This is a genomic window from Pseudoalteromonas sp. EB27, assembly GCF_001974875.1.
Taxonomy (GTDB): Bacteria; Pseudomonadota; Gammaproteobacteria; order Enterobacterales; family Alteromonadaceae; genus Pseudoalteromonas.
Genome location: NZ_MTQD01000022.1, coordinates 1 through 18,005 on the forward strand (window position 1 = coordinate 1; position 18,005 = coordinate 18,005).

Sequence of the window (18,005 nt, forward strand, 5' to 3'; positions counted from 1 at the left end):
CGCCAGCGTTCAATCTGAGCCATGATCAAACTCTTCAATTAAAAAGTTTTATGTCTTTCGACAGCTCAATGAATTCTGAATTTATTTTAATATCTTTCGATATTGAATTGACTGTGCCGAATAATTACCGAAATAACTATTCTGTTGGTCACTCAGTTTTCAATTGAGACTCTAATTTGTTTGCCTCGCTACCTAAGTAGCTTGGCTGTTAGAACTCAATCTGTACGAGTGCCCACACAGATGATTGCTTTATATTGTTAAAGAACGTTTTGAGTCGCTTTAGCGACTCAAGGGATGCGAATAATACACCCTTTATTTTTCGAGTCAACACTTTGTTTTAAACTTTCTTTTTAGAAGATTTAAAACCGAAGTTTTATTTAACTCTCTGAGTTGTTCCTGCCTCGCTATGCGTTGGCGTTTCCCGTCTCAGTGGGGTCGCATTATAGGGAGATCATATTTTTACGCAAGCACTTTTTTAAAGAAAAAGTAAAAAAAGATGCTGTTCGGTTAGTATCTGAACTAAACACCCTGAAACTGATAGTTTTGTAACCAAACAGTGCACTGTATGGTACAAAAATCACCTTGCTGATACACTCAAATACTAATAATCATGATCTAAAAGGTACTAACTATGGCAATTCGTTCTTATAAAGGTGTTACTCCTTCATTTAATACGTCTGTTTATGTTGATGATTCATCGGTTTTGGTTGGTAACATTACTTTAGGTGACAATAGTAGTGTGTGGCCGTTAGTAGCTGCACGTGGTGATGTTAACTATATACGTATTGGTGAGCGTACAAATATACAAGATGGCAGTGTATTGCATTTGTCTCGCGCAACTAAAAGCAATCCTGATGGTTACCCACTTATTATAGGTGACGATGTAACTGTTGGTCATAAGGTAATGCTGCACGGATGTGTATTAGGGAACCGTATACTTGTAGGTATGGGCGCTATTATTATGGATAACGTGGTTGTTGAAGATGATGTAATTATTGGCGGCGGCTCTTTAGTGCCACCAAACAAACGTTTAGAGTCTGGTTACTTATATGTAGGAAGCCCAGCTAAGCAAGCCCGCCTTCTTACAGAGCAAGAACTTACCTTTTTAAAAATATCTGCCGATAACTATGTATCACTTAAAGATGAATACTTAGCTGAAATCGCTAACTTAAGTTAATAAGCTTACTTCAATTTGGCCTGCCGAGTTATAGCTCTCCTCTTCGATGAGTTCCTCGGCACGCTCCTCATAATCAAAACGGTACTTTTCAAAATACTCTGTTGCATGGCTTTCGTCTGTTAATTTAAGTGTATTTACTTGTATTACACACTCCACCAGCATGCCACTAACTTGTGCAAAAAATACTAACTGATGATCAGGCTCTCTAAATTCTAGCCTATCTATAAATTGTATTGCCTGATTCATTTAAGCACCCCTTGTTTAAGCGCATCCACTACGGGAAGTATTTTTGGCATTTTATTACGCCATACATAATATGCTTGAGCAGCTTGACCAACTAACATTCCACTGCCATCTAAAAGCTTAGCGTTAATATTATGCTGTGCAACCCAATTCATAAAAATGGTATTTTGCAGTGAATAAAACATGTCATAAGCTACTTCACAGTTAGTTATGTGTTTTTCATCAAGAGCTGGAAGCTCATCATTCATACTGCTAGATGTAGAGTTTATAATTAGTGAGTAATCGCTTACTGGTAAATCACTAAAGCCGAAGCCAGATACTGGTCCATATTGAGTAAACAGCTCTGCGAGTTCTTTGGCTTTTTGTGCTGTGCGATTAACTATTATTATTTCCTGAGGGTTATGCTCTAACAAAGGTAAAATAACCCCTCGAGCAGCACCGCCCGCACCTATGATTAAAATGCGTTTATTAGTTATGGCTACTTTATTAGCGAGTAAATCATTTACAAAGCCCACACCATCGGTGTTATCACCGAGTAATGTGCCATCATCTCGTTTTTTTAGTGTATTAACAGCCCCTACAATTTTAGCTAATGGCGTAAGCTCATCAGCCATTGCATAGGCTTGCTCTTTAAATGGCATCGTAACGTTAGCACCAACACCACCTTGCCCAAAAAAAGACAATACTGTTTTTTCAAAGTTATCGATAGGTGCTAATATTGCGCGATAGTCGATTTGCTCACCCAGTGATACAGCAAATTGTTTATGTATCGCGGGGGATTTTGAATGTTTAATTGGATTTCCAAAAACCGCATATTTGTCCATTTTAAAGCAACCTCTTTGCAGCATAAACTGCCTATTAACGATGATAAATTATATGATTAAACGACTTTTCTCTAAATCTAAGCCAGCTCCCGAGCAACAGGCTCCTACTCCTGAAAAAACACCGTATGAAATAATAGGTGGAGAGAAAGGGGCGCGTGCTATCTCCAATCGATTCTACGACATAATGGAGTCAGATGAATACGCTAAACCGTTATATGATATGCATCCTCTGCCATTAGATCGAATTCGCCAAGTATTTTTTGAATTTTTATCTGGTTGGTTAGGCGGGCCGAACCTATTTACTGAAAAACATGGCCAGCCAATGCTACGTAAAAGACATATGCCTTTTACTGTAGATAAAGCATTGCGCGATCAATGGATGTACTGCATGAATAAAACGCTGGATATAGAAATAGACAACCCGTTGTTACGTGAAGGCTTAAAGCAATCATTCTCTCAACTAGCAACGCACATGATCAATCAACATTAAATTTGTATTTAGCCACAATGCAAAAAGGCGCTGATTAGCGCCTTTTTGATTACTGTGTAATTGTTATAATTGCCATTCTCTGGCTATCAACTCACTTGGTTGACTCGTTAACCACTCTTGCGGGCGTAAGTAATACTGATATAGGTTAGCTTCTGGGCTACTTGGTTCTGGTTTATAATTATATTCCCAGCGTGCAAGTGGTGGCATAGACATTAATATAGACTCAGTGCGCCCGCCACTTTGTAGCCCAAACAACGTACCTCTATCCCACACTAGATTAAACTCAACGTAGCGTCCGCGACGATAAAGCTGAAAATCACGTTGTTGCTCTGTGTATTCATCATTTTTACGGCGTTCAATAATAGGTAAATAGGCATCTAAAAAGCCATTACCAACCGATTGCATAAACGCAAAGCTCTTTTCAAAACCAAGTTCGTTTAAGTCGTCAAAAAATAAACCGCCGACTCCGCGCGTCTCGTCTCTGTGCTTTAAATAAAAATACTCGTCGCACCATGTTTTGTATTTTGGATAAACTTCACTACCAAATGGTGCACAAATATCATGAGCAACTTGATGCCAATGCTGTACGTCTTCTAATACTGGATAAAAAGGAGTGAGATCAAACCCGCCACCAAACCACCATATTGGCTCTTCGCCTTCTTTTTCAGCAATAAAAAAGCGCACATTGGCATGACTTGTTGGTACATGAGGGTTTTTTGGATGAATAACTAACGACACACCACATGCATGAAAGCTGCGTCCTGCAAGCTCTGGTCTATGCGCTGTTGCCGAACCTGGCATTGAAGCGCCAAATACATGTGAGTAATTTACCCCACCTTGCTCTATCACTGTGCCATTAGTGGTTACACGTGTGCGGCCACCACCGCCCTCTGCTCTTTGCCAGTTATCTTCTATAAATTTAGCACTGCCATCTGCAGCCTCCAAACCTTGGCAAATAGTGTCTTGCAAAGCCATAAAGTATGCTTTTACTTGATCTAATAATTCGCTTTGCATATTAACCTCTAAATATTTTGCCAGTCATGGCGTCTTTTATCGTGCTTGGTTGAGTATTGCCACCTAATGGCTCATCAACGTAAAAGCCAACTTGCTCTGCAAATTGCGTTTTAGCTTGCTCAATACTAATGACCGTTTCTTGCCCTGTTAAGTTTGCACTCGTTGATACAAGCGGTTTGCCAAACTCTTGGCATAAACGTTTTACTGTTGGATGGTTAGTTACTCTTACTGCGATAGTATCAAACTGCCCAGTTAACCACTTGGGTGTATTTTTAGATGCAGGCATAACCCACGTAATTGCAGCAGGCCAACTCGAAAATATATCAGCGCGTTTATCCATAGGTATTTTTGCATCATCTACGTATTTTAATAATTGTCCGTAGTTATCAGCAATTAAAATAAGCCCTTTTTCAACCGGGCGTTGCTTAATAGCTAATAGTGCCTCAACGGCTTGTTGATTATCTGGATCACAACCTAAACCATATACAGCTTCTGTTGGGTATAAAATAACTTCGCCTTGCGTTAAGCACGTTATTGCAGTGGGCGTATTTGAAAGGTCTGACAAAGTAGTCTCCAGATATAATTAAACGTTATTCAGTTGGGGTCAGCTTATGCATGCAACTTTTTTGTGGGCATTGCAATAATGTGCCATTTGCCATATTTCTCTCTATGACGATGGGCCAGCCACATTCAGGACACGGGTGTTCGACCGGTTTATTATTAAGCGTGTATTTACAACTTGGGTAGCAATCACAAGAATAAAATACTTTACCAAATTTATTACTGCGCGCGACTAAATGACCCTTTTTGCATTTAGGGCAACTTGGCAAAGTGTCTTCGCTTTGTTTTTCTTCATTTTCGTTAGCAATGTAATGACATTCTGGATATCCCGTACACCCAATAAACATACCGTAGCGGCCATTTTTAACCACCAGCGGTTTGCTACACTCAGGGCATGCTGAATCTTCTAATATTTTGATTTCGTTACTATCGTGATGTGCCAACGGCCTAATAAAGTCGCATTTAGGATAACTTGCGCATCCTAAAAAAGGGCCTGATTTACTATTGCGGATCACTAACTCTGAACCACACTGTGGGCATATCTCGTATTCTTTTTCGAGGGCGTGCTTGTTCGCCGAGAAAAGCGAATGGTCGATTTTACTCATGGTGATCCTAATAGGTTGGTGAATTTTCGCCTAATATACCCAAACCACTTAAAGATACAAGCAATGCTGTGCTTATCCGTTTAAGTAATTTGAGTACAATTAAGATAATTATCTCTAATGGAGAAGTTCGCTGGGTTCATCAAAAATCAAATCTTCCATTTGCTCATACGCCTCCTCAGAGCCAGGAACATTAAACAAAATCATAAGTACAATCCATTTTAAATCTTCTAGGCTTATGGTTGGTTTATCCAGAGAGGCTAAACAGTCCATTACCATCTCACGAGTTACATTGTTAATTACGCCTATTTGCTCAATAAACATTAAAAAGCCACGACACTCAGCACTGAGCCTTTGGCATTCGCTATCGGTAAATATACGAACTGCATCTTTAGGGTTAGTAATAAGATAAGGAGACTCATCGCTGTGTTGTAAATCGGCGAGTTGCTCTAACCAATCGAGTGCTTTAAATATCTCAGGCTTATTAAAACCCGCGCGCAGTAGCTCGTCGGTTAACTCATTTTGCTCTGCAAATATATCTGCTTCGCTATGAATGTAATTTTCAAAAAGATATAAAAGAATATCAAACATATTACCTTCCTGCGCTTAACTTAATATAACCATCTAGGACGCGCTCAATCTGATCGTCTAATTCTAAATCGAGCAATCTAGCGAGTACTTTGTCTATTGGCCACCGAGCGCGACGCACAATGTCGTCTACGCTGGTTACTTCAAAGCCAATACTATTTAAAACCTCACATTGAGAATTTGCCTGAATTGGCTGTTCTTTATTACATACGCTATTGTCGTAAGTAAAACTCACCTCATCAAGAATGTCAGCCACGTTTTCTACTAACTTAGCGCCTTGCTTTATTAAAAAGTGACTTGCCTGTGCTAGCGGGTTTTTAATAGAACCTGGTACTGCAAATACCTCTTTATTTTGTTCAAGCGCATAACGTACTGTAATTAACGAACCGCTTTTGATTTCAGCCTCAACAATGAGCACCCCCAAAGATAACCCAGAAATAATACGGTTACGGCGCGGAAAGTTATGAGCATGAGCAGCTGCCCCTGGTAAAAACTCACTCACCAGCAGGCCGCTTTCTAACACTTGGTCTGTTAATAGTTTATGGCGTTTAGGATAGTAAATATCAACCCCAGTACCAAGCACAGCTATGGTTTTACCCGTACCAGCAAGAGAGCCCTTATGTGCTGCTCCATCTATTCCCCGCGCCATACCTGAGGTAACTGTAATCCCCGCCAAAGTTAACTCGTATGCAAATTCTGATGCTATTTCAAGCCCGGTAGGTGTGGCATTACGACTCCCTACAATTGCAATTTGTGGGGTAGATAGTAACGAGACATCACCCCTACAAAATAGTAATAAAGGGGCACTGGCAATCTGCCGGAGATCTTCTGGATAAAGCGCATCAAAAATACAGACTACGGTAATGCCCTGCTGCGCAATTAATTGCTCATAATGGCTGATTTGTTGCCAATTAGTGTTGAGTAAATTACTCGCTTGATTAGCGGTTAATCCTAGCTGTAAAAGCTTGTCATGAGGTAAGTCGAATAACGACCCAAGGGAATAGTTTGTAGATAGTGCTAAAAGGGTTTTTATACCCAACCCTTTACACATATAAAAGGCAAGCCAGTGGGCTAGCTTGCCAGATGACTGATCCATGCTCTCTCCTAGAGCACCGACTCGCTACTTCTTAATGAATAACTGCAATATCTCCAATGCGAATTGGGTGCTGGTTTTTAGTTATTAATGCATAACTTATTTTGTCATACACTTTAAAGACAATTAGCTCGCCAACTTTTTCTTTAGGCATAGTCCACGTTGTATTTTCTTCGTCAGACTCATCACCAAATAATTGGCTCACATCAGATAAAAGCTTCTCGTATTTACTAGAGTCTTCTGGGTAACGAGGGCCACGAGGACCATCAATAACCGTTGGCGATTGACGCTCTAGATCTAATACATGACCTTCTTCTATATTTTGTTCACTGCCTAAGTTTAGCACTACAACATCCATTGTGCTGAATTCTCTAACGTGGCGCGGGGAAGCGATAATATTCCCTGTTACAGGCTCAGAAGGACGGTGTATATTAAAGTACGCAGGAAGCATTTGACCTTCCATTGCCGGCATTAAAAAGTCACCTTGCTGAATTTCTCGTTTAACAGATTCAACACGTAATGACGAAGGCACGCCATTGTGTTCATCACCTGCTCTAAACGCACGTGCGATACCCACGTAAGATGCACGCGTTGCTAACACCTCACCAGTTAAGTCGGTGTAAGCATCGCCCTTGTGGTAAATGGCATACGCTTTATGTACTTGTAAGTCGCCTTTAGCATATAAAATATGACCTAACGTTTGTGTTTTAGTGTTTTCGTTAGCACCTAAAATATAAGGTTTGCCTTTAATATCATCACTGTTCATTGCTTGCTCGTAACTGATATAAGGTTTAATCATTTCAAGCGGCAAGGTAGTAATAGCATTACGCCCTTTTGGTGTAATACGCCCCTGAGGAGATAACTTTCTATATCCTTTATTGATCACTAAACGTGGGTTTCCATCTGCATCGTATATCAGCGCTAATGCATCGCCGGGGTAAATTAGGTGCGGGTTGTCAATTTGTGGATTCATTTGCCAAAGTTCAGGCCATAGCCAAGGCTCATCTAAATAGATGCCAGAAATATCCCAAAGTGTATCGCCTTTTTTTACAACATACTGTTTTGGTGCATCTTTTTTTATTTTAAGTACGTCAGCAACTGCGGGGAATGCGGCACTTAACGTAAGCATGATTGCAAGTAATGGAGATTTCATTGAGCTTCCTTGTATTGTTTTTTCATTATTATTGCCCAAAACCTGTTAAAGGTGAACGCGAATGGCTAAAATAAGAGCATACAATACCCTAAATTAAGCACAAGTGAAAAAGGTAACTATGGCTAGGTTAGAAGTTTTAAGATTTCCAGATGAGCGTTTACGTACTATAGCAAAAGATGTTGCACAAGTTGACGACACAGTACGCCAAATTGTAAAAGACATGCTAGAGACAATGTACGATGAAAATGGCATTGGACTTGCGGCCACGCAAGTAGATATTCATCAACGAATCGTTGTTATTGATGTATCAGAAGAGCGTGATGAGCCACTGGTGTTAATTAATCCACAAATAATTAAAAAAGACGGCTCTACCGTTAGCGAAGAAGGCTGTTTATCAGTACCCAACTCGTATGCAAAAGTAGATCGCGCAGAAACAGTAACAGTCGCTGCACTTAACGAAAACGGTGAAGAATTTGTACTAGATACAGATGAATTACTGGCTATTTGTATTCAGCATGAACTAGATCACCTTCAAGGTAAGCTGTTCATTGATTACTTATCTCCATTAAAGCGTCAACGTATTCGTAAAAAGCTTGAAAAAGAAGCCAAATTTGCAGATCAGTAATAAGCACCTTAGGAAAACTCAGTGACTCAACCATTACGCATTATATTTGCCGGTACGCCGGACTTTGCAGCACGTCATTTACAAGCGCTGATACAAAGCGAACACCAAATAGTGGGTGTATATAGCCAGCCAGACCGCCCTGCTGGTCGTGGTAAAAAATTAAAAGCCAGTGAAGTGAAAGAGCTAGCGCTTGAGCACAACTTACCGGTTTTTCAGCCACAGTCATTAAAAAATGATGAAGCACTAGCAGAGCTAACAAGCTTAAATGCCGATATTATGATTGTTGTAGCGTATGGCTTAATTTTACCTAAAGCTATATTAGAAGCCCCGCGTTTAGGTTGTTTAAATGTACATGGTTCTATATTACCGCGCTGGCGCGGTGCTGCACCTATTCAACGCGCAATTTGGGCTGATGATGAACAAACCGGCGTAACAATAATGCAAATGGATGAAGGGCTAGATACCGGCGATATGCTACATATAAGTCGCTGCCCTATTAGCACGACAGAAACTAGCGCAAGCTTATACACAAAACTTGCTGAGCTAGGACCAGACGCATTAATTGAAACCATTAATAAATTAGCTAATGGCGAGATCACCCCTGAACCTCAAAATGATGAACTTGCTAACTACGCTAAAAAGCTTTCTAAAGAGGAAGCTAATATCGACTGGTCTATGAGCGCGCTGCAAATTGAGCGCAACATTCGCTCTTTTAATCCATGGCCAGTGTGCTTTACCCAAATGGGTGGGCAAACAGTAAAGATTTATCAAGCGCAGGTTGTGCAGCAATTAGGTGATCCTGGGCAAATTTTATCAAGCGACAAAAATGGCGTAGTAGTGGCGTGTGGCGAACACGCTTTATGTATTACGCAATTACAGCCGCAAGGTAAAAAACCAATGGCAATTAACGACTTTTTAAATGGTCGTAGTGACTGGGTTACCCCTGGCACAATATTAGGCGAAAACAATGAGTAATGTTCCAAACGTAAGAGCGCTTGCCGCTGAAACTTTATATAACGTCGTTGATAAAGGCGCATCGCTTAATCAAGAACTTCCATTTGCCAGCCAAGGCTTGCCGCCTAAAGATAAAGCGTTACTACAGCAAATTTGTTATGGCGTTTTACGCTATTTACCGAGCCTTGAAAATTACTGCCAACACTTAGTAGAGCAGCCATTAAAAGGTAAACGTAGAATATTCCAGTTTTTATTGTACGTAGGTATTTATCAGCTGCAACATATGCGCGTACCACCGCATGCTGCAATTTCAGAAACGGTAAACGCACTGGCTCAACTACGCGCTTTAGGATTGAAAGGATTAATAAATGCAATTTTACGTAGTTTTCAGCGCCAACAAGTAGAGCTTGAAGAAAAAGCAAAGCTGATCCCTGTGTGCTTATACAACCACCCAAATTGGTTTATCAAACAAGTTAAAGAAGCCTATCCAGATAGCTGGGAAGATCTACTTGCAGAAAACCAACAACAAGCACCTATGTGGTTACGTGTAAATCAGTCGCAATTTAGTACGCAAGAATACAGCGATATGCTTAGCGCTAACGACATTGAACACACCTTAAACCCAGATTTTGTAGATGGGATTAAGCTTGCTAAGCCACGCGATGTATTTTCATTGCCTGAGTTTGATACGGGTGCATGTTCAGTACAAGATGCCGCAGCACAACTTGCAGCACGCTTTTTAGAACCTAAAGCAGATGACTACATTTTAGATGCCTGTGCAGCACCTGGCGGTAAGACGTGTCATATATTAGAGCTTGCTGATGCAGAAGTACTTGCACTTGATAGCGATGCAACTCGCCTTGAACGTGTTAAGCAAAACTTAACGCGTATTGGCTTAGGCGCAGATCTTCAATGTGGCGATGCATCACAACCACATACTTGGTGGGACGAAAAATTATTTGATCGTATTTTGCTTGATGTGCCTTGTTCGGCTACTGGCGTAATCCGCCGCCACCCTGATATAAAATGGTTACGTCGCGCATCTGACATCGAAGACTTATCTAAATTACAAAGCGATATTCTTGATAGCATTTGGCCACTATTAAAACCAGGCGGCACATTAGTATATGCTACGTGTTCGGTTCTTCCACAAGAAAACCAGCAGCAAGTTGCTAAGTTTTTAGCTAATAACGATGATGTAGAACATATACCGCTACACGAAAACGATACCTTAACAACTCCTGGTTTGCAGTTATTACCCGGTGAAAGTGATGGATTTTATTACGCTAAACTAGTTAAAAAAGCCTAATAGCCGTACACTGAATAGTTAGCCATTTATGAAACATTAAATGGCTATTTTTTTAATTAAATTATGGTCAATACCACGGGTAAATAATGAAAATAATTATACTCGGTGCCGGGCAAGTTGGCGCTACGCTTGCTGAAAACTTAGTTGGCGAACAAAACGAAATTACTGTTGTTGATATTGACGGTAACCGATTACGTGAACTTCAAGATAAGTACGACTTACAAGGGGTTATGGGCCACAGCGCGCATCCTGATGTATTACGCCGTGCTGGCGCTGAAGATGCCGATATGATTATAGCCGTAACCAGTTCAGATGAAGTGAACATGGTTGCATGCCAAGTGGCGTACAGTATTTTTAATACTCCCACTAAGATTGCCCGTATTCGCTCGGAGCAATATTTAAAGTACCGCGAAAAGCTTTTTCAAAATGATGATTTACCAATCGATCATTATATTGCTCCCGAAGCACTGGTCACTAAGTATATCCGCCGTTTAATTGACTACCCTGGTGCTCTGCAAGTGTTGCAGTTTGCTGATGGCATGCTCTCATTAGTAGCAGTGAAAGCTTACTATGGCGGTTTACTTGTGGGTTATGCGTTATCTGCACTTAAAGAACACATCCCTAATGTAGAAACTCGTGTTGCCGCTATTTATCGTCAAGGTAAAGCAATAAAACCATTAGGTACAACCGTTATTGAAGCAGATGATGAAGTATTCTTTATTGCCGCTACAAAACATATACGCGCAGTAATGAACGAGCTGCAAAAGCTTGAACGCTCTTACAAAAAAATTATGATAGCTGGTGGCGGTAACATTGGCGCTGGCCTTGCCCGCTCACTTGAGAAAAACCACACCGTTAAATTAATTGAGCGCAGTAAAGAACGTGCTGAGCAACTCTCAGAAATGCTCGATAACACGGTCGTTTTTTGTGGTGACGCATCTGATCAAGAACTTCTTTCAGAAGAACATATTGAACAAGTCGATGTATTTATTGCCGTAACCAACGACGATGAAGCTAACATTATGTCAGCCATGCTTGCTAAACGTATGGGCGCACAAAAAACCATGGTGCTTATTCAGCGTGGTGCCTACGTAGATTTAGTCCAAGGCGGCGAAATAGACATTGCCATATCACCACAACAAGCCACTATATCTGCGCTATTAACGCACGTACGCCGTGGTGATATTGTTAACGTGTATTCACTGCGTAAAGGCGCAGCAGAAGCCATTGAAGCCGTTGCTCATGGTGATGAAAACACATCTAAAGTGGTTGGTCGTGCGATTGCCGATATAAAACTTCCTGCAGGAACAACTATTGGGGCAATAGTACGTAATGACGATGTGCTGATAGCCCACGACGATACAATTATTATGTCGGGCGATCATGTCATCATGTTTTTAATCGACAAAAAACATATTACCGTTGTAGAAAAGCTCTTCCAAGTAAGCGCTATATTCCTATAATCATTGTTCTTAAACGCAAAAAAGCCGCTGACTAAGGCGGCTTTAGTGGAGTATGAAGCGTTTGCTTACTGTACTTTTGAAAACTCTTCTTTAGAAATCTCACCATTTCCATCGGTATCTAAATCATCAAAGATTTTTACAAGCTGAGGGTTAACCTTTGCTTCTTCCATTGAGATTACGCCATCGCCATCTGCATCAAAAGAAGAAAAATCGACTGCTGCGTATGCTGCTGATGAAGATGCTAAAACGATAACTGCAAGTGTTGTATTTAATGTTTTCATAATAATATTCCTAGTAAGATGGGAAGTCCTTTTCAAAGATCCCTGACTGTGAAAAAATGTTTAACCTGAAAAAGATTAATTAGTAATTAGCGAACTCTTCTTTAGAAAGCTCACCGCTACCGTCGGTATCTAGCTCAATAAATTCAGCCATTAAGTCTGTATCTACTGCAGCTTCGCTTGGGCTAATTGTGCCGCTACCATCGATATCAAGACTGTCAAAATCTGATGCTGCAAATGCAGCTGAAGAAGACGCTAGTGCGATAAGTGCTAATGCTTTATTTAAATGTTTCATAACTTAATCCTTCAATGTTCTATCAAAAAAATTGCTTCGTTTAACTTAAAACGTAATTTTCACTTCCTTGTTATCCTCTTTCGTAAGCTCCCTTGCCTACTTAGGTTGTCTTTGGCAACTCAGGACAAATACTTTTAAATTATGCTTCTGAAAATTCTTCTTTTGATAACTCACCATTTTGGTTAGTATCAAGCTCTGAGAACATGCTCATTAACTTCGCATCTACTGATGCTTCTGCTTGGCTGATTGTGCCACTGCCATCAACATCAAGTGTGTCAAAGTCTGTTGCAGCAAAAACGGCTGAAGATGATGCTAATGCGATAAGTGCTAAAGTTTTATTAATGCTTTTCATAATATGTATCCTTCAAATTTATGTGTGTGCGATTAAGTATTTCACTTTGAATCACGATTTCGTTCAGTACACCTAGACTATTACAACTTAGATGCCAATATTTAAAAGCTATTAAATTTCAGATAGTTAAATGTAAAAGGCATAAAAAGAAGGGGTTTTTAAAGTAATTACTGTTGCCTTTTAGCAACGCACTTTATAGTGGATATATTAAAACGATTAAAAACATATAGTTATGTTTATATAAAAAGATACATTTTTAAATGCATGGTTTTAAAATGAGTGGTTTTAAAGAGTAATTGAGATAAATTTTAACGAGGTAGATTTAATAACACAAAATAAGCTGCCAAAAACAACACTTAATGTATTGTTTTATATTAATAATATTTTTAATTATGAAAATAATAAAAAATATTTTATAAGCACTGACATAAAACGCCTTTTTGTTGCAAATAAGCGAAAGCTATTTATTCGACGGTAGGTTCGAGTGCAGAAGGGTCTATAAAATGCTCTTTCATAAAGGTTTTCATTTCATCTTCGCTTGCTAGTAGCTTAATCCCACAGTGCACACCTTCGGCATGCTCTTTAACACTGCAAACTTCACCTTCAAAGTCTTTATCGCTGCTATTAAGTATGACAGTGCATTGCATATCTTTAATGCTTTCAACTTGCTGATCGCCTCTAATATCAAACATTACACCGGTAAGTGAAATATCTTTAATAAGGCCTTCAAGTACCCTGTCGTCACTTAGTTTTAGTTTTGCAGGTAGCAAGGTAGGTATTCGCGTTTGCGAGCGTAGTGAAAATAACTGCACTTGCTTAGGGTAGTTAATAAACACGAGCTTAGCCGGGTGAGAAGCTACCGACATAATTTGTTGGCGAAACGCTATAACTTGCCCACCACTGCCTTCAATAAGCGCTCTTACAACAACCATTACGCCATCTCGTAAATAGTCAGTCGCGGCCGGCAAACGCTTGGCATTAGGATAGTTTAAAATAATGAACTGTTTATCGAGTAAACCAACTAATTCAGTTTTAACACGCTTACTGCTTGTAGGTGTTAATATTTCTAGGTCGACTAAGCTGCCTACACCTATATGCTTTAGCTTTTCTAAATTTGTTGGCATATCCCTTTCCCAATGATGAATTTATTGGCTTTTTACCCACGCCAAAATGTAGGCGTAAATAGCACTAATAAAGTAAATATTTCTAAACGGCCAAACACCATTGCAATGGTAAGCAACCATTTAGCACCATCGGTTATAGCCCCATAATGCGAGGCTACATCACCCAAACCTGGGCCTAAGTTATTTAAACAAGCCGCAGTGGCTGAGAATGCAGTTATGTTATCCATACCCGTGCCCATAAGCGCTAACATAATAATAATAAATACCAATGCATACGCAGAGAAAAAGCCCCACACAGCCTCTACTACTTTATCTGGCAATGCCTTTCGACCCAGCTTGATTGAATATATAGCACGAGGATGCACCAAACGATTAAGCTCACGTACACCCTGCAAGTAAAGTAGGAACACACGCACTACTTTCATACCACCACCGGTAGAGCCTGCACAGCCACCAATAAAGCTCGAAAATATAAGTAAAATAGGTAAAAACAAAGGCCATGTTGAAAAGTTATCAGTAGCAAAGCCTGCTGTTGTACTCATTGAAACAGCTTGAAATAGCGCCTGATCGAGGGTTTCATCGCCATTAGCAAATATTTCATTAGAGGAAAGCACAGTAAAACAAATAACCACCAGCGCTAATTGAATACACAAAAACACCTTAAACTCAGGGTCTCGAATATAAACTTGTATGTTACGACTAGCCACTGCGGCGTAGTGCAGGGAGAAGTTAACGGCGGCAATAATTAAAAAGAACACACAAATAAAGTTAATTACAGGGCTATCAAAGTGCCCCATGGATGCATCATAAGTAGAAAAACCACCTATCGCGACCGTTGAAAATGCATGACATATCGCATCAAACCACTCCATTCCCGCAGCCCAATAAGCCAGCATACAAGCAATCGTAAGCGACACATATATATACCAAAGATGCTTTGCTGTATCGGCAATTCGCGGGGTCATTTTAGAATCTTTTACAGGCCCTGGTATTTCGGCTCGGTACAACTGCATACCACCAACACCTAGCATGGGGAGTATAGCAACAGCGAGTACGATTATACCCATACCGCCAAACCACTGGAGTTGCTGGCGATAAAACAACACCGACTTGGGTAGGTACTCAATACCGGTAAGTACTGTAGCGCCGGTGGTGGTTAAGCCAGAGAATGCTTCAAACACCGCATCGGCGAGCGATAAATTAGGTTCTTGTAAAAATATAAGCGGCAAGGACGCAAACGCCCCAAGTACCAGCCAAAACAGGACAACAATTAAAAAGCCTTCACGCGCTTTTAAGTCACCGTTTTCATGGCGGTTTGGGTAATAAGCCATCATGCCAATAACAACACTAAAGATAAATGCTAAAACAAAAGGAACACCACCACCGTCTTTATATATTAAAGACACCAGTGCCGGCGGCACCATGGTAATACTAAACAGCGCAACAAGTTGGCCAAGAATTTTTATGATGGTACGAAATTGCATTTAGCTTGTCGCTTTTATTATTAGTAAATTCAGGCTGAGTAGTATCAACCAAATTAAATAGGGTCAGTATGCATTACATGCAATTTGTCTAGGTTATTACTCTTTAATAGTTAACTCAACTGCGCCGTGACTTAAATCAAAAATATCTTTGATTGCTTGCTGAGCTTCGCGGCTATCTATTGTAATCACCCATTCAATATTAGCAGTAAATTGCTTATCAGTATTAAGCACTTGATACTTTGTTTTTAATAACTGCTCAATCGCACCTTGCATGCTGTACTCGCTACTCCCTGTAATTTCAACACTGGGAACTTTAAGCACTGTTTGCAATTTTACTAATGCATTATTTAATGAGCCACCATAAGCACGTACTAATCCGCCTGTGCCTAATTTTATACCGCCAAAGTAACGTGTGACCACAGCTGTGATTTCGCCAAAGCCTGAACCCACCAGTACATTTAACATAGGCTTTCCTGCAGTGCCGTTTGGTTCACCATCGTCCGAAAAACCATAAACATGACTACCACCGGGGTTGCCTGCTACATGTGCCCAGCAGTTATGACGCGCATCGCTATACTTTTCTTCAATGCTTTTAATAAATGCTTTGGCTGAATTTAAATCGGGGGTATGTGCAATGTGGACTATAAACGTACTTTTTTTAATTTCTTCTTGGTGAAAAACGTCAGCAGCAGGATATTTATATTCAGACATATTTTAAACTTGTAAAAAGGGGGCCAAAAGGCCCCTTTAAGTAATGTACGTATTTTAACGTGTATAAATTAATTAGTGTTAACTAGAATTAATCGAGTTCTAAATTACGCGTCATATTCTCTAGGCTATCTTCGTGAACAATAATGTTATCTTCAATACGAATACCGCCAAATGGCTTGAATGACTCAACCTTTTCCCAATTAATAAACTGTTTATTATCGGTTTGCGCTAAATCACTAAGCAGTGAGTCAATAAAGTATAAACCGGGTTCAATAGTAAACACTTGGTTTTTTTCGATCAGGCGAGTACAACGCAAGAACGGATGCCCTTCAGGCGATGGCTGATGCGTGCCCTTTTCGTCACTCATAAAACCGCCCATATCATGCACTTGTAAACCTAGGTGATGCCCTAGTCCATGCGGGAAGAAAGTAGAGGTAATTTTACGCTCTACAATTTCCTCAGCGGGTAGGTTAACAATTTTAAAGTCACTAAGTATTTGTGCAATACGGTTATGGCATTCAACGTGTAAATCACCATAAAGCATACCCGGCTTCAAACCTTTACCTAGTTCGATTTGTTGAACCGTCATCGCTTGTACAAGCTCGGCAAACTCACCCTGCTTTTTAAAATCATACGTACGAGTAATATCAGCGGCATAACCGTTAAAGTTTGCACCGGCATCTATTAAAAATGAGTTATGTGTTTGTGGCGCTTTTGGATCAAAGTGCGTGTAGTGCAAAATAGCGCAGTTTTCGTTAAGTGCAACAATATTGCCATACGGCATTTCATTTTCGCTTTGACGTGTAGCCATTAAGTACGCTTGCTGAATATCGAACTCACTGCCGCCATTAAAAAATGTATCGCGTGCAGCTTTATGTCCATCTACTGCAATGCGGTTAGCGTTGCGTAAACACTCAAGCTCGTACTGCGTTTTATAAGCGCGGTGGTAATGAAAATAGTTAAGTACAGGCTCTGGATTCATAATACTAAAACCAAGTGCTTGTGCTACTTCAATGTACTCACCCATATAAGCGTACTTAGCTTTATCGTATGGTAATAACTTTTCAACTTGATCAGGTTGCAGTAATAGCTCTATATCAAAGTACTCAGCCCAAAAGTCGCGAGGCTCATCTGGCACTTTATGCCAAAAATCTACCGGGCGATAAAATATTAGTTTTGGCTTGTCGCTACCATTTACCACAATCCAGCAATGAGGATTATCAATAACCGGTAACCACGCTTTAAACTGTGGATTAACTTTAAATGGATAATACATATCATCTAAAAACTGGCGCTTAGCTTGGCCTGAATGAATTACTAATCCTTCTAACCCTTCGCTATTACAAATTGTACGAGTACGCTGTTGCAGTGTTGCAATATGTTCGGCGTATAAAACGGCTAATTTATCCATTGTTAATCCATCTGTTAAATTTAACTTGCTATGAGTCTATCACTTATACCAATTGCATTAAATTAATGATCTATTATAGCGATAAGAAAATAGCTTAATAACAAGGCTAAAATTATGATACATAGTTGTTCTATATAAATAATTTTTAACGCAGTTATTGAATTATTTAATACGCTAGAATGATCACGTTTTTAATAAAATTGGTATTACCCTCAGCGCTCAAAAAAGGGGATATCTAAACGCATTAGATATCC

At 40.0% G+C, this 18,005-nt stretch carries 21 protein-coding genes; 6 read left to right on the forward strand and 15 right to left on the reverse strand.

The genetic code is table 11. The annotated features are described in order from the left end of the window. Positions 1-631: 631 nt before the first annotated feature. Positions 632-1,177, forward strand: coding sequence for a gamma carbonic anhydrase family protein (locus BW142_RS19375; RefSeq protein WP_076926027.1), 546 nt, complete (start codon positions 632-634; stop codon positions 1,175-1,177). Here the strand turns inward: BW142_RS19375 and BW142_RS19380 are convergent. Together BW142_RS19380 and aroE are read right to left on the reverse strand one after the other, a co-directional pair. Next, positions 1,169-1,423 (reverse strand): DUF1488 family protein, encoded by a 255-nt coding sequence (locus BW142_RS19380; protein ID WP_024599935.1) that lies wholly within the window; start codon positions 1,421-1,423, stop codon positions 1,169-1,171. The two genes, BW142_RS19375 and BW142_RS19380, sit on opposite strands and share 9 nt — an antisense overlap. Continuing rightward, positions 1,420-2,244 carry a shikimate dehydrogenase gene (aroE, locus tag BW142_RS19385; protein ID WP_024599936.1) on the reverse strand — a complete coding sequence of 275 codons (825 nt, stop codon included), beginning with the start codon at positions 2,242-2,244 and terminating at the stop codon, positions 1,420-1,422. Before aroE ends, BW142_RS19380 begins: the two co-directional genes overlap by 4 nt. A 52-nt stretch (positions 2,245-2,296) precedes the next feature. On the opposite strand from aroE, the gene BW142_RS19390 reads away from it, so the two are divergent. Then, positions 2,297-2,734, forward strand: a complete 438-nt coding sequence (locus tag BW142_RS19390) for a group II truncated hemoglobin (protein WP_004335148.1) — start codon at positions 2,297-2,299, stop codon at positions 2,732-2,734. Between the two features lie 63 nt (positions 2,735-2,797). Here BW142_RS19390 and hemF read toward each other — a convergent pair whose 3' ends face one another. The 6 genes from hemF to BW142_RS19420 form a co-directional block, all read right to left on the reverse strand. Further along, complete coding sequence (gene hemF / locus BW142_RS19395; protein WP_024591292.1) at positions 2,798-3,748, reverse strand: oxygen-dependent coproporphyrinogen oxidase; 951 nt, start codon at positions 3,746-3,748, stop codon at positions 2,798-2,800. Position 3,749: 1 nt separating this feature from the next. Then, positions 3,750-4,313, reverse strand: coding sequence for an L-threonylcarbamoyladenylate synthase (locus tag BW142_RS19400; protein ID WP_024599938.1), 564 nt, complete (start codon positions 4,311-4,313; stop codon positions 3,750-3,752). 25 nt (positions 4,314-4,338) lie between these two features. After that, positions 4,339-4,914: a topoisomerase DNA-binding C4 zinc finger domain-containing protein gene (locus tag BW142_RS19405; RefSeq protein WP_076926028.1), complete on the reverse strand. Its 576-nt coding sequence runs from the start codon at positions 4,912-4,914 to the stop codon at positions 4,339-4,341. Positions 4,915-5,028: 114 nt separating this feature from the next. Then, complete coding sequence (locus BW142_RS19410) at positions 5,029-5,502, reverse strand: DUF494 family protein (RefSeq protein ID WP_010555161.1); 474 nt, start codon at positions 5,500-5,502, stop codon at positions 5,029-5,031. A gap of 1 nt (position 5,503) precedes the next feature. Continuing rightward, the gene (dprA, locus tag BW142_RS19415) at positions 5,504-6,595 is read right to left on the reverse strand and encodes a DNA-processing protein DprA (protein WP_076926029.1); all 1,092 of its coding nucleotides are present in this window, start codon (positions 6,593-6,595) and stop codon (positions 5,504-5,506) included. Positions 6,596-6,626: 31 nt separating this feature from the next. Then, positions 6,627-7,745 carry a LysM peptidoglycan-binding domain-containing protein gene (locus BW142_RS19420; RefSeq protein ID WP_024599941.1) on the reverse strand — a complete coding sequence of 373 codons (1,119 nt, stop codon included), beginning with the start codon at positions 7,743-7,745 and terminating at the stop codon, positions 6,627-6,629. Between the two features lie 118 nt (positions 7,746-7,863). Here BW142_RS19420 and def point away from each other — a divergent pair, with 118 nt between their 5' ends. From def to trkA, 4 genes are all read left to right on the forward strand, one after another. After that, complete coding sequence (def, locus tag BW142_RS19425; protein WP_076926030.1) at positions 7,864-8,370, forward strand: peptide deformylase; 507 nt, start codon at positions 7,864-7,866, stop codon at positions 8,368-8,370. Positions 8,371-8,391: 21 nt separating this feature from the next. After that, on the forward strand, positions 8,392-9,345 hold the full coding sequence (gene fmt / locus BW142_RS19430) for a methionyl-tRNA formyltransferase (protein WP_076926031.1): 954 nt from the start codon (positions 8,392-8,394) through the stop codon (positions 9,343-9,345). Next, positions 9,338-10,633: a 16S rRNA (cytosine(967)-C(5))-methyltransferase RsmB gene (rsmB, locus tag BW142_RS19435; protein ID WP_076926032.1), complete on the forward strand. Its 1,296-nt coding sequence runs from the start codon at positions 9,338-9,340 to the stop codon at positions 10,631-10,633. The genes fmt and rsmB overlap by 8 nt, the downstream gene beginning before the upstream one ends. Positions 10,634-10,719: 86 nt before the next feature. Then, positions 10,720-12,096, forward strand: coding sequence for a Trk system potassium transporter TrkA (trkA, locus tag BW142_RS19440; RefSeq protein WP_024599945.1), 1,377 nt, complete (start codon positions 10,720-10,722; stop codon positions 12,094-12,096). 65 nt (positions 12,097-12,161) lie between these two features. On the opposite strand, the gene BW142_RS19445 is transcribed toward trkA, so the two are convergent. The 7 genes from BW142_RS19445 to pepQ all read right to left on the reverse strand — a co-directional run bounded on the left by BW142_RS19445 (position 12,162) and on the right by pepQ (position 17,751). Continuing rightward, positions 12,162-12,377: an EF-hand domain-containing protein gene (locus tag BW142_RS19445; protein WP_024599946.1), complete on the reverse strand. Its 216-nt coding sequence runs from the start codon at positions 12,375-12,377 to the stop codon at positions 12,162-12,164. Positions 12,378-12,456: 79 nt separating this feature from the next. Beyond that, positions 12,457-12,669, reverse strand: a complete 213-nt coding sequence (locus BW142_RS19450) for a calmodulin (RefSeq protein WP_024599947.1) — start codon at positions 12,667-12,669, stop codon at positions 12,457-12,459. Between the two features lie 139 nt (positions 12,670-12,808). Then, on the reverse strand, positions 12,809-13,021 hold the full coding sequence (locus tag BW142_RS19455; protein ID WP_076926033.1) for an EF-hand domain-containing protein: 213 nt from the start codon (positions 13,019-13,021) through the stop codon (positions 12,809-12,811). 464 nt (positions 13,022-13,485) lie between these two features. Beyond that, positions 13,486-14,145, reverse strand: coding sequence for a flagellar brake protein (locus BW142_RS19460; protein ID WP_024599949.1), 660 nt, complete (start codon positions 14,143-14,145; stop codon positions 13,486-13,488). A gap of 32 nt (positions 14,146-14,177) precedes the next feature. After that, positions 14,178-15,629 (reverse strand): TrkH family potassium uptake protein, encoded by a 1,452-nt coding sequence (locus BW142_RS19465; protein ID WP_007584186.1) that lies wholly within the window; start codon positions 15,627-15,629, stop codon positions 14,178-14,180. 96 nt (positions 15,630-15,725) lie between these two features. Next, entirely contained in the window at positions 15,726-16,340 is a 615-nt protein-coding gene (locus BW142_RS19470; RefSeq protein WP_076926034.1) for a YigZ family protein, read from the reverse strand. A gap of 88 nt (positions 16,341-16,428) precedes the next feature. Further along, on the reverse strand, positions 16,429-17,751 hold the full coding sequence (gene pepQ, locus BW142_RS19475) for a Xaa-Pro dipeptidase (protein ID WP_024599951.1): 1,323 nt from the start codon (positions 17,749-17,751) through the stop codon (positions 16,429-16,431). Positions 17,752-18,005: the final 254 nt, after the last annotated feature.

Coding starts and splice junctions, on each gene's coding strand:
- hemF (WP_024591292.1), bottom strand. CDS start 3,748: ATGCAAAGCGAATTATTAGATCAAGTAAAAGCATACTTTATGGCTTTG.
- rsmB (WP_076926032.1), top strand. CDS start 9,338: ATGAGTAATGTTCCAAACGTAAGAGCGCTTGCCGCTGAAACTTTATAT.
- BW142_RS19410 (WP_010555161.1), bottom strand. CDS start 5,502: ATGTTTGATATTCTTTTATATCTTTTTGAAAATTACATTCATAGCGAA.
- aroE (WP_024599936.1), bottom strand. CDS start 2,244: ATGGACAAATATGCGGTTTTTGGAAATCCAATTAAACATTCAAAATCC.
- BW142_RS19445 (WP_024599946.1), bottom strand. CDS start 12,377: ATGAAAACATTAAATACAACACTTGCAGTTATCGTTTTAGCATCTTCA.
- dprA (WP_076926029.1), bottom strand. CDS start 6,595: ATGGATCAGTCATCTGGCAAGCTAGCCCACTGGCTTGCCTTTTATATG.
- def (WP_076926030.1), top strand. CDS start 7,864: ATGGCTAGGTTAGAAGTTTTAAGATTTCCAGATGAGCGTTTACGTACT.
- BW142_RS19470 (WP_076926034.1), bottom strand. CDS start 16,340: ATGTCTGAATATAAATATCCTGCTGCTGACGTTTTTCACCAAGAAGAA.
- BW142_RS19465 (WP_007584186.1), bottom strand. CDS start 15,629: ATGCAATTTCGTACCATCATAAAAATTCTTGGCCAACTTGTTGCGCTG.
- BW142_RS19380 (WP_024599935.1), bottom strand. CDS start 1,423: ATGAATCAGGCAATACAATTTATAGATAGGCTAGAATTTAGAGAGCCT.
- BW142_RS19455 (WP_076926033.1), bottom strand. CDS start 13,021: ATGAAAAGCATTAATAAAACTTTAGCACTTATCGCATTAGCATCATCT.
- BW142_RS19390 (WP_004335148.1), top strand. CDS start 2,297: ATGATTAAACGACTTTTCTCTAAATCTAAGCCAGCTCCCGAGCAACAG.
- BW142_RS19405 (WP_076926028.1), bottom strand. CDS start 4,914: ATGAGTAAAATCGACCATTCGCTTTTCTCGGCGAACAAGCACGCCCTC.
- BW142_RS19375 (WP_076926027.1), top strand. CDS start 632: ATGGCAATTCGTTCTTATAAAGGTGTTACTCCTTCATTTAATACGTCT.
- BW142_RS19460 (WP_024599949.1), bottom strand. CDS start 14,145: ATGCCAACAAATTTAGAAAAGCTAAAGCATATAGGTGTAGGCAGCTTA.
- trkA (WP_024599945.1), top strand. CDS start 10,720: ATGAAAATAATTATACTCGGTGCCGGGCAAGTTGGCGCTACGCTTGCT.
- BW142_RS19420 (WP_024599941.1), bottom strand. CDS start 7,745: ATGAAATCTCCATTACTTGCAATCATGCTTACGTTAAGTGCCGCATTC.
- pepQ (WP_024599951.1), bottom strand. CDS start 17,751: ATGGATAAATTAGCCGTTTTATACGCCGAACATATTGCAACACTGCAA.
- BW142_RS19450 (WP_024599947.1), bottom strand. CDS start 12,669: ATGAAACATTTAAATAAAGCATTAGCACTTATCGCACTAGCGTCTTCT.